12 protein-coding genes and 1 pseudogene are annotated in these 13,340 nt (G+C 63.4%); 9 read left to right on the top strand and 4 right to left on the bottom strand.

Annotation, left to right across the window (positions count from 1 at the left end; translation table 11 throughout):
* The coding region (gene scpB, locus AC1DNE_RS28925; RefSeq protein WP_476841343.1) for an SMC-Scp complex subunit ScpB at positions 1 to 504 on the top strand (504 nt) is incomplete at its 5' end.
* A gap of 274 nt (positions 505 to 778) precedes the next feature.
* On the opposite strand, the pseudogene AC1DNE_RS28920 reads toward scpB, so the two are convergent.
* Positions 779 to 1,055: pseudogene (locus AC1DNE_RS28920) on the bottom strand (aldo/keto reductase); the annotation flags it as partial.
* Between the two features lie 291 nt (positions 1,056 to 1,346).
* Between AC1DNE_RS28920 and AC1DNE_RS28915 the strand changes: the two are divergent.
* From AC1DNE_RS28915 to AC1DNE_RS28880, 8 genes are all read left to right on the top strand, one after another.
* The gene (locus tag AC1DNE_RS28915) at positions 1,347 to 2,096 is read left to right on the top strand and encodes a Crp/Fnr family transcriptional regulator (protein ID WP_476767364.1); all 750 of its coding nucleotides are present in this window, start codon (positions 1,347 to 1,349) and stop codon (positions 2,094 to 2,096) included.
* Positions 2,097 to 2,130: 34 nt separating this feature from the next.
* Entirely contained in the window at positions 2,131 to 2,385 is a 255-nt protein-coding gene (locus AC1DNE_RS28910) for a DUF6894 family protein (RefSeq protein WP_441473658.1), read from the top strand.
* A 169-nt stretch (positions 2,386 to 2,554) separates the two neighbouring features.
* The gene (locus tag AC1DNE_RS28905) at positions 2,555 to 4,051 is read left to right on the top strand and encodes a sensor histidine kinase (protein WP_441473659.1); all 1,497 of its coding nucleotides are present in this window, start codon (positions 2,555 to 2,557) and stop codon (positions 4,049 to 4,051) included.
* Positions 4,052 to 4,077: 26 nt separating this feature from the next.
* A complete protein-coding gene (locus tag AC1DNE_RS28900; RefSeq protein WP_441473692.1) occupies positions 4,078 to 4,491 on the top strand; it encodes a response regulator in 414 nt (137 codons plus the stop codon).
* Between the two features lie 22 nt (positions 4,492 to 4,513).
* Positions 4,514 to 5,581, top strand: coding sequence for a histidine kinase dimerization/phosphoacceptor domain -containing protein (locus AC1DNE_RS28895; protein ID WP_441473660.1), 1,068 nt, complete (start codon positions 4,514 to 4,516; stop codon positions 5,579 to 5,581).
* A gap of 1,058 nt (positions 5,582 to 6,639) precedes the next feature.
* Complete coding sequence (locus AC1DNE_RS28890) at positions 6,640 to 7,275, top strand: hypothetical protein (protein WP_476841342.1); 636 nt, start codon at positions 6,640 to 6,642, stop codon at positions 7,273 to 7,275.
* A gap of 637 nt (positions 7,276 to 7,912) precedes the next feature.
* Entirely contained in the window at positions 7,913 to 8,098 is a 186-nt protein-coding gene (locus AC1DNE_RS28885) for a hypothetical protein (RefSeq protein WP_441473662.1), read from the top strand.
* 804 nt (positions 8,099 to 8,902) lie between these two features.
* A complete protein-coding gene (locus tag AC1DNE_RS28880; protein WP_441473663.1) occupies positions 8,903 to 10,999 on the top strand; it encodes a catalase in 2,097 nt (698 codons plus the stop codon).
* 30 nt (positions 11,000 to 11,029) lie between these two features.
* On the opposite strand, the gene AC1DNE_RS28875 is transcribed toward AC1DNE_RS28880, so the two are convergent.
* The 3 genes from AC1DNE_RS28875 to AC1DNE_RS28865 are packed head-to-tail and all read right to left on the bottom strand — an operon-like array spanning position 11,030 to position 13,113.
* Complete coding sequence (locus tag AC1DNE_RS28875; RefSeq protein WP_441473664.1) at positions 11,030 to 11,533, bottom strand: hypothetical protein; 504 nt, start codon at positions 11,531 to 11,533, stop codon at positions 11,030 to 11,032.
* An 8-nt stretch (positions 11,534 to 11,541) separates the two neighbouring features.
* Positions 11,542 to 12,039, bottom strand: a complete 498-nt coding sequence (locus tag AC1DNE_RS28870; protein ID WP_441473665.1) for an MmgE/PrpD family protein — start codon at positions 12,037 to 12,039, stop codon at positions 11,542 to 11,544.
* 12 nt (positions 12,040 to 12,051) lie between these two features.
* A complete protein-coding gene (locus tag AC1DNE_RS28865) occupies positions 12,052 to 13,113 on the bottom strand; it encodes a methyltransferase (RefSeq protein WP_476765775.1) in 1,062 nt (353 codons plus the stop codon).
* Positions 13,114 to 13,340: the final 227 nt, after the last annotated feature.

Below are 13,340 nucleotides of genomic sequence, written 5' to 3'. Positions count from 1 at the left end.
GAGTTGGCCGGCCGACCCTACGAGCTCGTTTCTGTCGCCGGCGGCTGGCAGCACCGGACGAAGAAGGGATTCGCGGTCGCGATCCGGACGGCGACCGGGCTTGGCGAGCGCTGCGACAAGGCCTTGTCGCAGTCCGAGAGCCTGGTGCTGCTGTGCATCGGTTACTTCCAGCCGATCACCCGCGCCGAGCTTGGCCAGGTTTTTGGTAAGGAGGTCAGCCGCGACACGATCGGGCATCTGCGCAAGCTCGGCTTCATCGCCGCAGGACCGCGCAGCCCACAGCCCGGCGCGCCCTATACCTATGTGACGACGCCAGCGTTCCTGTCGCAGTTCGGTTTCGAGACCCTGCGCGATCTGCCGGATTTCGAGCGGCTCGAGGATGCCGGACTGCTTAGCAAGGACAGGCTGCTGGAGGGGGATCTGCTGCCGCTACTGTCGGTCGGCGAGAGCGCGGGAGACGCTGAGCAAATTGATCGCGCGGACACCTCTTTCGACGACGAATGAGCGGGCAGGCGATTTCGGGCTAACGCGCAACTTTGGCCCTCTCCGGATACTGACAACGTCCGGTTTCGGGCGGTTCAGTTTGAGATAAACTGGCCATGCCCCCGGCCGGTTCGCATCCTCCCCGGGGCTTCCCGACTATAATGCCCCCCGCGGGGTCGGAAACAGTCTACAGCAGTCGCCGTCCGCGACCGCCCGACCCTTCCACGCTGTCGGATTCCCGCGCCCCCGTCACGACGATTTCCTGACGCGAAGGTCACCGCGAGTAATCCGCTGTTCACGCTTTGGGTGCCGACAGGGATTCGGCGATCGACTCTAGGCGGGCAAGAACCGCATCATCCAGGTCGACACGTGCAGCGGCAAGATTCTCGCGCAGATCGCCGCGTGACGTTGTCCCGGGGATCAGAAGGACGTTGGCCGACCGGCGCAGCAGCCAAGCCAGTGCGGTCTTGCATCGGCGTCACTCCAAGCGTGGCGGCGGCGTCCGACAGAACGGTCGATTGAAGCGGCGAGAAACCACCGAGCGGGAAGAATGGCACGCAGGCGATACCGTCTTCACGCATGGACAGTCTGCAACGGGTGACAGACATGTCTACGCTAACCGGACCCGCTTCAATCCGAATGCGCTTCGCAGGCAGTGTGAGCGGACGGCCCGGCCCATCTCAGCCCCAGACCGCCCTCGGGCTTCGCCGGGAGGACCGAAGGTTGATGTCAGGGCCAAGATGCGCGGCATGTGGCGATGACATCGAAGGGGTATAGTTGCGTTCTGCTGGCATCGCATTTGAAGTGCGCATGGAACTGGATGACACGTCCTGGCATCGCGCCACCTGAACGGCAGGGAACGAATGGATAAGCAGCTTTATCTGGAGCGTCTCGTTCTCAAGCTCGAAACCCATGTTCCTCTGCCGCCTGCCGAGCGGGAGAAGCTGCTGGATTTGCCGCTCGCCCTGAAGCGGTTCGAAGCCGGCCAGGACATTGTCCGCGAGGGAGAGATCACGAAGCAGTGCTGCTTGGTCGCCGAAGGGCTCGTTTGCCGCTACAAGATCGTGGGCGATGGCGCCCGACAGATCCTGTCGCTTCATCTTCCCGGCGACATTCCAGATATCCACTCGCTGCTCATCGAGCGCATGGATCATTGCCTGGGGGCACTGACGCCGGCGGTGGTTGGCTTGATTCCTCACGATGCCGTTCGCGCACTCACAAGGGCATCCTACCGAATTTCCGAAGCGTTCTGGCGAGAAACGCTCATTGAAGCCTCGATTTACCGCGAATGGATGGTGGGCATTGGGCGCCGCTCAGCGTCCAGTCGGATCGCCCACTTGTTCTGCGAGTTCATCACCAAGATGACGGCGATTGGCCTGTCCGATGGCGTGACCTGCAACCTGCCTTTGACGCAGCCCGAAATCGCCGACGCACTGGGGCTGTCCACGGTCCACATGAACAAGAAACTTCGAGAAATCCGGGAGGCCAAACTCGTTCGGATTCGAGCCAACCGCCTGACGGTTCTGGACTGGAAGGGGCTCTGCCATTTGGCGGGCTTCGATCCGGATTATCTGCATCTCCAGCCTGGCGCCGCGAAAATCGAGAGCGATTGAGGAACAGGTTGGGCCCCGAGGGCATTAGGCTGGCATGCCCAGCTACTTCTTTCATACGCGCGACGGAGAGAAGCTCGAGATCGACGAGGAGGGCACGGATTTGCCCGATGACCAAAGCGCGCGAAATGCCGCCAAGGAACTGCTCGCTGCTTTGAACCGTGAAAAGCTGCCCAATGGCGATCATATGTCGCTTTCGGTCACGGTGCAGAACGCGCAAGGGACAGAGATCTACGTAGCCAATTTGCGTTTGGACGGCCTTCCGTCGTCAAATCCCAACAGAAAAAGTTGAAGGTAGGCCCAGCGCGCAGCCGCACTCAGCCAATGCCGCATAGTGGCAATCCAGCGGATAAGTCTTTCGCCGCCCTGCACAGGGACAAGCGCGTAGCAATGTCTTTTGCTGTTGCTCGGGAAGCTTTGATTGGCGCAGAAGAGGTTTATCTCACCAACCGGTCCTCTGCATGCCTATCTCCCAGGCGTTCTTCCAACGCTCTAACGCCCTGCTTTTGGCCGTCGGCATCGCGGTGCTGGTCGTCATCGTGGCCACGTCGCTCTGGCTGACGACGGCCAGCGAACGCTATTTCGGCGAGGTGACCGCGGCCCGCGCGGTACGCAGCTCTTCCGCCGATCTGCTGTCGCTCGTGCAGGACGCGGAGACCGGCCAGCGCGGCTATCTGCTGACGCGCGATGAAAGCTATCTCGCTCCCTATAATGCTGCGGTCTCGAGGCTTCCGGAACAGCGCGCCAGGCTTGAACGGGCCGCGGCCCGGCTGCGCGAGATCGGCCCGATCCTACAGCGGGTCAACCGCGTACTCGACCAAAAGATGGCGGAGCTCGCCGCAACGGTCGAGACGACGCGCAAGGGCGATACCGAGGCGACGATGAACCTAGTCCGCAGCGGCGCCGGCAAGCGGCTCATGGATGAATTGCGAGCCGACCTGAACGCGATTCTCGCCATTTCGGAAACGGAGCTCAGGGAAGCGATCGACGCGCAAGTCACGGCATCGGCCAGGCTGCGCTGGACGACGATCATCGGCGCAATCCTGCTTCTGGCAATGGCCGGGGCGGCGAGCTGGACGATCATCAGCTACACGCGCGAGCTCGTCGAGACGCGCCGGGAGGTCGAGGGGCTCAATATCGGACTTGAGGAGCGCGTACGCCAGCGCACCGATGCACTCGTCAAAGCGAACGAGGAGGTTCAGCGCTTCGCCTATATCGTGACGCATGATCTTCGGGCGCCGCTGGTAAACATCATGGGCTTCACCAGCGAGCTGGAGGCGATGTTCAAGCCGATCGACACCTATGTCGGCGCCGGAGCCGTCGCCTCGCCGGAACAGAAGGCTGCGGCCGAGGAAGCGCTGCGCGTCGATGTCGCCGAGGCGATCGGCTTCATCCGCTCGTCGACGCGCAAGATGGACGGGCTCATCAACGCGATCCTCAAGATCTCCCGAGAGGGCCGGCGCGAGTTGCGGCCCGAGAGCCTCGATCTCACCGCGCTCATCGAGACCGCTGCAGCGGCGGTCCATCACCAGGCCAGCGCGGAGGAGGGCGGCGGGATCGAGATCGACGCGCACGTCCCTCGCGTCGTCAGCGATCGGCTGTCGCTCGACCAGGTCATGGGCAATCTCCTGGACAATGCCATCAAGTACCGGGCGCCGGATCGGCCGATCCGGATAGCCGTCCGGACACGGCGGGAGCGCCACGGCTGGGTGAAGATCGAGATCGAGGATAATGGCCGCGGCATCGCGGCGAGCGACCACGAGCGCATTTTCGAACTGTTCCGCCGGGCCGGTACACAGAACACGGCGGGCGAAGGCATCGGCCTCGCCCATGTCCGCACCTTGGTGCGCAATCTCGGCGGCGACATTACCGTGCGCTCAGAACTTGGAAAGGGCACGACTTTTACCGTGACCCTGCCACCCGACCTTGCGGCCTACAGACGGAGTGCCGAAGCGTGACCAATGGAAAGCCCGTTTCGATCATCATGATCGAGGACGATGAAGGCCATGCCCGCCTCATCGAAAAGAACATCCGCCGCGCCGGTGTCAGCAACGAAATCATTCCCTTCGGCACTGGGAATGATGCGCTGGCCTATCTCTTCGGCGCCGACGGCACCGGCGCCGTCAGCGCCGGCCGCCAACTCCTTATCCTGCTCGATCTCAACCTGCCTGACATGGGCGGCGTCGACATCCTCGAAAAGGTGAAGGGGAACATCCACACCAAGCGCTCGCCGGTCGTCGTGCTGACCACGACCGATGATAGCCGCGAGATCCAGCGCTGCTACGACCTCGGCGCCAACGTCTACATCACCAAGCCCGTGGACTATGACGGCTTCGCCAATGCGATCCGCCAGCTCGGGCTGTTCTTCTCCGTCATCCAGGTTCCGGAAACGCCATGACCGGCTTGCGGGGCCGCCGCTGATGCCGAACCGGCCGATCAACGTCCTCTATATCGACGACGACGCCACGCTGGGGCGCCTCGTGCAGCGCATGCTTGCGCGCCACAACTATGTCGTCGAGCACGTCGCGACCGACGAGGCAGGCCTCTCCCGGGCACAAGCGGGCGGGATCGACGTCATCATCCTCGATCATGATCTCGGAACGGCATCCGGGCTCGATGTCCTCTCGGCGCTTTCCGCCGATGCCGCCGCCCCCGCCGTCATCTACGTGACGGCTTCCTCGGAGCTGTCGATCGCGGTGACCGCCTTGAAAGCCGGTGCCATGGATTATGTCGTCAAGACCGTCGGCGAGGATTTCGAGATCCTGCTGCGGGCGGCGCTGGAACATGCCGTGGTGAAGACGCGGTTGACGCGCGCCCGCGAACAGGCGGAACAGGAAGTGCGGGCCGCGCGCGACCGGGCGGTGACGCTGCTGGCCGAGGTCAATCACCGGGTCGCCAACAGCCTGTCGCTGGTCGGCTCGCTCGTCCGGATGCAGGCCAATTCCCTCAAGGACCCCGGCGCCAAGGCGGCGCTCGCCGAGACGCAGGCCCGCATCACCGCGATCGGCAACCTCCATCGCAGCCTCTACACCTCCGACGATGTCCGCTTCGTGGATCTCGCCGGCTATCTTCGCTCCCTGATGGAGGATTTCGCGCAGTCGTTGACCGGCTCCGGCCAAATGCCGACGATCCGCTTCGAGGCGGTGCCGGCCCTGGCGAAAACCGACAAGGCCATCTCGATCGGGCTGATCGCGACGGAGCTCGTCACCAATGCGCTGAAATACGCCTACCCGAACGGCACCGGCGAAGTGCGGGTCATCCTTTCCAGCGAGGGAGACAAGGTAACCCTGAAGGTCCTCGACGACGGCATCGGCTGGACCGGGACGGGCACGATCAAGGGCACCGGCCTCGGCAGCAAGATCGTGCGTGCGATGGCCAAAAGCCTCGCCGCCGAACTGCGCTACGAGGATACGGGCGGACGCGGCACCCATGCCGTCATGGACCTGTCCCTAGCCGGACTCGCGCCTCCCATCTCCGAGATGGCCTGAGCCGCATCGAAAACTCGAAAGCAGGAGCGTGCTTCACTGTCGCAGAAATGCGTCGTCATTCCGGCAAGCCGTGTCAGCGGCGCCGACCCGGAATCCATCGAAGGACGTAGCGCTCTACGATGGATCCCGGGTCAAGCCCGGGATGACTATGCGTTTTCGCATCAAGTCAGCAGACCCTAGCCGGCACCAACAAGGTTGCGCCGCGCGCCTTCGAGCGAGGCGAGGCTATAGGGCTCGCGCAGCGTTGCAGTCTCCGCGACGCCCAGGAAGCGCGAGGTCGTCAATCCGGCAGCGTCGCGACGACATCGATGAAGGAGCCTCTGCTCCTATAGATTCGATAGATTTTCGCGGAAGCCGGGGCCGCTGCGCAGATTAGTCGGTGTCTTGTCCCGCGAATAGGCTGAGAGCCAGCAGAGGGCGACACCCTTTTGCTTCCCGCCGGGTGCCTTCCTCACGGCAGAAGCGATTTCATGGATTTCCAGCCAGCGGCTCGCCCTCTGGCGCTCTTCAGCGACGGTCGAGAGGATCGTCTGAACAGCATGGGCACGGCGATCAGATAACGCTCCCCCCCCCCCCGATCTCGATGAGAGACTGCGAGCCTAGCGATGCCCCATCGTCAATAACGCGCAGGGCGACAGGTTGCTGGCACGACCAGGAAGTATCCAGAGTAAGCAGTTCAGGAACCTATCCGCAGTGCCAGCCGTTTCGCCCTCACTTTCGCTCACGAGCAGGAGGGGCTCATGGACAGCATCATTTATCTCGTCGGTCTCGTGGTGGTCATCATGGCCATCCTGTCGTTCCTCGGTCTTCGATAGGARATCGCCATGTCCATGTCTGGAACGGACGTCGTCGTCGCMCCSGTSACCGTCAACAAGGAGAACCGCTCCTATGTGCAATGGGGYCCGATCMTYGGTGGCGCGGTSATCGCGACYGCCATYTCGACCATCATGACGGTCTTCGGATCCGCGATTGGCCTGTCGATGGTCTCCGTCGAWTTCGAMAAGAGYTCSAGYGCCACGGCKCTGGCGRTTGCMGGMGCKYTSTGGGCGCTCTGGGTCATGGCTTCGGCCACGATGGCTGGCGGCTATCTCGCAGGGCGAATGCGCCAGCCGAACTTTGATGCCAATGGCGAGGAGCGCAAGGTGCGCGATGCGACCCATGGTCTACTCGTCTGGGCGACCGGTGCGCTTCTGATCACCGTGGTCGCGACCTCATCGCTGTTCGGCGCGGCGAAGACGGCGGCCAGCGGCGTCGCCAGCGCCAGCTCCGGGCTGGCATCGCTAGTCTCGCAGAATGTCGATCCGCTCGCGATGACGCTCGACAACGTCATGCGCGCCAACGGTCAGCAGCCGCCGACGGCCCAGGAACGTGACGAAGCCTCGCGGATTTTCGTCAGCGCGCTCAAGAACGACAAGATCGAACAGAGCGACCGGGATTATCTCGCATCGCGGCTCGCCGCGCGATCCGGCATCAGTGAGCAGGATGCGCAGAAGCGCATCGACGATTCCTATGCCCGGCTCTCGCAGGCCAGAGAAACCGCCAAGCAGGCGGCGGAGCGGGCGCGCAAGATTGCGGTCCTCACGGCTTTTCTCACGGCGGCTGCGCTCCTGGTGGGGGCTGCAGCCGCGGCCTGGGCGGCGACGCTCGGCGGAGAGCATCGCGACGAGAACCTACGGGTCGATCCAACGCTCTGATTGATTGCGCCTGCGTAACCCGGCTCCGCTTGGAGCCGGGCGTTTTTGCGGTCCACGGAAACGATTGGATCGCGGCAGCGTTGCTCCGGCAACAAAGGGTATGCGCCGATCGACCGTAATTGCGAGCGAAATGGCGGACCAATGAGCACAACGACGCGCTCGCGCCCGCTCCCTCCATCGCCTCACTTCGTCATCCAGAAGAAAGACCCAACGCTTCTCTATTACAATCGGCCCCGTCAGCGGAGCTCGCGGGGTCTCTCATGACGGTGCGCGCATGGGGCAGCCTCTCCAGGCTGGGCTCCGTGCCATTGTCATCGCCACATCACCGGCAGATCTCGCGCGCGCCCAGGCGGCCTCCGATGAGGCATGGACGCGGGTCAAATGAGATCGTGAACGCGAGCGAAGGCGACTTCTTACATTGTGGCATCTTGCCGGCCTGCTCCACCGTTCCGAGAGAGTTTGCAACGGCGTGCGCCAGCGATGGCGGCGCCTTTGAATTCCATTGCATTGCGCATCCGCCGATGTCCTCGATGTCATCGAGAGATCGCCACGGCCTTTGAGCGAAAGTGGAGGGGAACGGCAGACCCGCTCTCGGCGTTCCTCCTCCGCTGCGCATAGGCAACGTGTGGAGGCTAAAATGGCGCAAGAGAAGAGCCCGGCGGTCGAAAGCCTCAAGCAAGAGCAAAAAACTCAACGAAAAGAAGAGCGCGAAATGACGCCCGACCAGAAATTGGAACGGGCGCTCAAGGATACATTTCCCGCAAGCGACCCTGTGGCCGAGCAAGTACCCGTCACGCCAGGGGCGGCAGAGAAACGGAAATGATCAGAGCCGCATTCTCGGGCCTGGCCGGAGCCTGGATCGCACGGAACGTCGAAAGGGGTGACATCCCTGAGAAACGCGCTGTCCCGCTAACGCTGCTGGCACGTGCATTCCGACTCCCGTTCTCCTGCAGGAGCCATCGGTTATGGATTCCACCGCTGGAACCAAGATGTTCGTGCCCGTGAGGCGAAGAATGTAACTCCACCGCCGCCACCAAGGGCGTCGGCCGGGAGCAGGAAATCTGGGCCTGGTCGGACGCGGCAGAAGCCAAACAGTGCTAAACCGCTCGCGAGCCGAGGATTGTCTAATGCTTAAGCGGCTCCCCACATTTCGATGCTGACGCTAGGAGGTCAACAAGCGATCCGGCTCCGGGAAACGATACCGGCCAGTTCCGCGAGCACGTCTTCGACATCAAATCCGCCGCCCGCCGCCTCGTTGGCCAGATACAGCCTCAGGGGTCTGACAATCACCCAGCTCCGCATCTGACCCTTTCGATGTCGCGCAGTTTGTCGCCCGGAACTTGCAACGCGATTGGGTCGGAGAGATGGTTCGACTTCGGCATCGAAGCCGCCGCTGAGGCATTCTCGACGAAGCCAGGCATCAGTCGAACAGTAAGGCCCTTACCAGCGGACGCTGGAACTCAGAACCGTTCCACTTCGTTCTGTGAGCACTCCGCGAGTGCGGAGATATCGACACTCCCTCGTCACCGAACCGATCCAGCTGCGCCTCGAGCCGCTCGACACGATCGCGACATCGGCGGCACGCGGATCGGCGGCTGACGCGTCAGCACATGAAGGAGAAAGATCCATGGCCCGCTCTCCCCGCCACGACACCTCCAATTCCAATGCCACGATCGGCAATGGCGGCGAACTGCACCAGACAGCCTGTGCGCCCGACACGCGGATCACCACCAATCACGGTGTCCCCGTTAGCGACAACCAGAATTCGTTGAGGGCAGGCAATCGCGGACCGACGCTGCTCGAAGACTTCGTTCTGCGCGAGAAGATCCAGCATTTCGATCACGAGAGAATTCCGGAGCGCATTGTCCATGCGCGCGGTTCGGCCGCCCACGGCTTTTTTGAACTGACGGAGTCCCTCGGCGAATTCACCCGCGCGAAGGTGCTGACCGAGGTCGGGGTCAGGACTGAGGTCTTCACGCGCTTCTCGACTGTCGCCGGTGGCGCTGGCTCCGTCGACACGCCCCGCGACGTGCGCGGCTTCGCGGTGAAGTTCTACACCAAAGAAGGCAATTGGGATCTCGTCGGCAACAACATTCCCGTCTTCTTTATCCAGGACGCGATCAAGTTTCCCGACCTGATCCATGCCGTGAAGATGGAGGCCGATCGCGGCTATCCGCAGGCAGCCAGCGCGCACGACACCTTCTGGGACTTCGTCGGCCTGATGCCAGAATCGACCCATATGATCATGTGGGCGATGTCCGACCGCGCTATCCCGCGCTCGCTGCGGATGATTGAGGGCTTCGGCGTCAACACCTTCCGCCTGCTCAACGACAAGGACGAGCCGACCTTCGTCAAGTTCCACTGGCGCCCCAAGCTCGGCACGCAGTCGACCTGCTGGGACGAGGCGGTGAAGATCGCCGGCGCCGATCCCGACTACCATCGCCGCGATCTGCATGAAGCCATCGCCAAGGGCGATTTCCCGGAATGGGAATTCGGCGTGCAACTCCTCAGCCAGGACGAAGCTGACGCGCTGCCCTTCGACATTCTCGACGCGACCAAGGTGATCCCCGAGGAGTTGGTTCCGATCCGCATGATCGGCCGCATGGTATTGAACCGCAACCCGGACAATTTCTTCGCCGAGACCGAGCAGGCGGCGTTCCTGCCGACCAACATGCCGCCCGGGATCGACGTCTCGGAGGACCCGCTTCTTCAGGGGCGCCTGTTCTCCTATCAGGACACGCAGCTCTCCCGGCTCGGGACGGTGAACTTCCACCAGATCCCAATCAATCGGGCCAAGGGCTGCCCCTTCCAGAATCTCCAACGTGACGGACATATGCAGACTCAGGTCTTTACCGGCCGGGCGAATTACGAGCCCAACAGCCTCAGCGAGGCAGGCGAGACTGGCGGTCCGCGTGAGGATCCGGTCGGCGGGTTCCGGACGGCTGCAATTCCGCTCGAAGAGCACAAGGTGCGACTGCGCGCGGAGAGCTTCGCGGATCATTACAGCCATGCACGATTGTTTTTTCGCTCGCAGAGCGAGATCGAGCAGGCTCATCTCGCCAGCGCTCTCGTTTTCGAGCTGTCGAAAGTCACGCTGGAGCATGTCCGCAACCGCGTGATGTCGAACCTCATCAATGTCGACGAGAGCTTGGCGCAGCGCGTGGCGGACGGGCTCGCCATGCCTTTGCCGAAGGCTTCCAAGCCGACGGTAGCGCCGGTCGACATGGAGCCGTCGCCGGCGCTCCGGATCGTCGGCAAGTACCCTGAGACCCTGAAGGGCCGGGCTGTCGGCATATTGGTCTCGGATGGGGCGGACGGATCCCTGATCGCCGCCGTCAAGGCCGCCGTCGAAGGCGATGGCGGAGCCGTCAAGTTCGTCGCGCCGAAGATCGGCGGCGTGAAGCTTAAAGACGGAGCGATGCTCAAGGCCGATGGTCAGCTCGCTGGCTCGCCGTCCGTGCTCTTCGACGCCGTCGCCATCATTCTCTCCGAGGCCGGCTGCGCCGCATTAATGAACGAAAGCGCGGCGATTGATTTCGCCAAGGACGCCTACGGGCATCTCAAGGCGATCGGATACAGTGGCGAGGCCAGGCCGCTTCTCGACAAGGCCGGAGTCGAGCAGGATGACGGCATCGTCGCGCTCGACAAGGACGCCAAGGCGTTCCTGCCCCCGGCACGCACGCGGCAATGGGCTCGCGAGCCGAATGTCCGCATGCTGGCGTGACGAGTGGGACGCGGCAGCCGAGCGAACGATTCAGCGGAGCGTGATGAAGACGCGCTCGGCGAGTAGGCGGGAATGTCCCATCTGGCGTGCCGCCCAAGTCTCGAACTCTGATAGAAAGTCAGCCGAAATCGTGACGCTGCGACCTCCACGGTCGACGCTGAAATAGCCGCGTCGTTCCGCGCTCGCGAGGATATTGCCGACGTGCTGTCGTGAGACTCGAAATCGCTCGGCCAGCCCGCCATAGGAGAGAGGCGCCGGCGCAGCGACGCCGGCGAGCGCGGCATAGTGCGCAGCAAGAACGGCCGACAGCACAGGGTAGCCGCAATCGTACCCTGTGAGCTCGACGACGTTGGAAAAGGGAACGAAGTAGAGGTCCTCCTGCAGAAACATCTCGTAGGACGCCCCCAGCCAATCGCCCATCCCGCCAGCGTCCAAGCGAAACGTCGCAGCCATTGGCGACGCAGCCGGATCCAAGTGCTCGGAGGCTTCAAGAAAAGCCAAGGGTGAGCGGCCGATTTCCTGAAGCAGCGCCATCGAAGGGCTCAGCCGCAAAGCTCGACGGTCTTCCGGGAGCTGGCTCGCGACGACGTAACCGCCCAGCTGGAGGGTGCCGACCAGTTCCGCAATCTGCCGAGCGCTGGCTGGCGCGATTGCACCTGCGCGGCCTTGGCCGGCGTCGGACGGATAGCTTCTCCCAACCCCAATGCCATTTCATAACCGGCTGTTAAAGCCGTGACGACCTCGCGCCCGGATAGCCCGAGTTCTTGCGCGACGGCCAAGGCACCGGGGATAATTGCTGTGCCGAGATGTCCCAAGTGAACATGAAAGTCGTCGAAGCTCAGAAGACAGGCTGCGTATGAATTCGCATAGCCGGCATGGGAGGCCGGAAGCGATATGTCGTCGCCAAGAACGTTTGCGCCGCCTCGACCGCTGATCTCCAGCAAATGCTCGAGAAGCAGCCGGATCGGTTTCAGCCGTGCGCCCGCAATCGCGCAGCCGATATTATCCAGAATCAGCAGCTTCAGGCGCTCACTAATCAATCACATCCCTGATTACGCCTCCTGCATCGCTTCGAGGACGCTCACATCGGAACTGGTGGGGATAGCCCGCGTCAGGCGGAAGCCGGCCTTGGCGAGGAGCTGGCGGTATTCCTCCTCCGTTCGCTCCTGGCCGCCGGGCAGCACCAGCATCACCATATCGAGCACCTTGCCCGGATGGGGCGTGTCGCCGGCGGGCAGCACCATCTCCACCAGCAGCAGCCGCCCGTCGGGCTGCATGGCCTTGCGGACATGGCCGAGGATGGTGAGGCAATGCTCCTCGCTCCAGTCGTGGATGACGTGGGACAGCACATAAGCGTCGCCGCCGGAGGGAACCTTCTCGAAGAAGTCGCCTGCCTCGATCGCCACGCGCGCTTGCACGCGCCGTTCCGCCAGCAAGGCCGGCGCGTCGACTACCACATGGGGCCGGTCGAACAGGATGCCGCGCGGCCCCGGGTGCCGCGCCAGGATCGCCGCCAGCAGGTTGCCGCTGGCGCCTCCTACGTCGACGACGGTGCCGAAGGCCGAAAAGTCATAGGCCTCTGCGACAGCGGGCGGCTCCCGACCATGGAAGCCGATCATCGTCTCGCTGAACAGCGAGGCATCGTCCGGATGCAGGCCGAGATAGTCGAAGACCGGCGCGCCCTGCGCCTTCTCGAACGCCGTCCTGCCGGTCTGCAGCGAATAGACGATTTCGTCGAAGGCCCCCGCGAACCAGGGGCTGCCGACGGTGAGGATGGCGGCCCGCGCCGAACCGGGCGCGCCCGTCTTCAGCGCCTCCCCCAGCTCCGTCAGGGCAAAGCGCTGGCCGACCTGCTCTGCGAACATGCCAAGGCTGGCGAGGCAGCGCAGGAAGCGATGGAGCGAGGGCGCGTGGAGCCCGAGCGGGCCGGCCAGGTCCTCGGCACTGCGAGGGCCGGTGGCCAAGTGGTCGGCCAGGTCGAGCTTCGCCGCTGCGTAGACCAGGCGCGAAACCCAAGCGGCCGTCGCCATCTGGATCAGGGTGACATGCGGGGGAAGCTCCCGCGGTGCCGCCGGCGGCGCAAGGGGCGAAGCGGCGTGGGGAGTGTCGTCCATGGTACTCTCCCGAGAGACCGACAACCGACTGCTACCGCAACCCTAGATATCACGACCGGCCAACCCCGGCACGACATTGATGAGGTTCAATCATGTCTTCGGGGACGTAGTCGGGTTCGCGTTGGCTCCAGCGCGACGGCAACTACGGGGCGCGCACCATGGGCGGCCTTGAGGATGAAGTTGTGATCGCGGCATCTGGCCTGCGGATGTCGGCTTGCGGGTGGTCA

The sequence above is a fragment of the Allobosea sp. 05L423 genome (genome assembly GCF_056397745.1).
Note: the sequence above shows the minus strand (reverse complement) of the source record. Positions and strands in the feature narration are given on the sequence as shown.

Coding starts and splice junctions, on each gene's coding strand:
- AC1DNE_RS28865 (WP_476765775.1), bottom strand. CDS start 13,113: ATGGACGACACTCCCCACGCCGCTTCGCCCCTTGCGCCGCCGGCGGCA.
- AC1DNE_RS28880 (WP_441473663.1), top strand. CDS start 8,903: ATGGCCCGCTCTCCCCGCCACGACACCTCCAATTCCAATGCCACGATC.
- AC1DNE_RS28895 (WP_441473660.1), top strand. CDS start 4,514: ATGCCGAACCGGCCGATCAACGTCCTCTATATCGACGACGACGCCACG.
- AC1DNE_RS28915 (WP_476767364.1), top strand. CDS start 1,347: ATGGATAAGCAGCTTTATCTGGAGCGTCTCGTTCTCAAGCTCGAAACC.
- AC1DNE_RS28905 (WP_441473659.1), top strand. CDS start 2,555: ATGCCTATCTCCCAGGCGTTCTTCCAACGCTCTAACGCCCTGCTTTTG.
- AC1DNE_RS28885 (WP_441473662.1), top strand. CDS start 7,913: ATGGCGCAAGAGAAGAGCCCGGCGGTCGAAAGCCTCAAGCAAGAGCAA.
- AC1DNE_RS28890 (WP_476841342.1), top strand. CDS start 6,640: ATGGCTTCGGCCACGATGGCTGGCGGCTATCTCGCAGGGCGAATGCGC.
- AC1DNE_RS28875 (WP_441473664.1), bottom strand. CDS start 11,533: ATGGCGCTGCTTCAGGAAATCGGCCGCTCACCCTTGGCTTTTCTTGAA.
- AC1DNE_RS28900 (WP_441473692.1), top strand. CDS start 4,078: ATGATCGAGGACGATGAAGGCCATGCCCGCCTCATCGAAAAGAACATC.
- AC1DNE_RS28910 (WP_441473658.1), top strand. CDS start 2,131: ATGCCCAGCTACTTCTTTCATACGCGCGACGGAGAGAAGCTCGAGATC.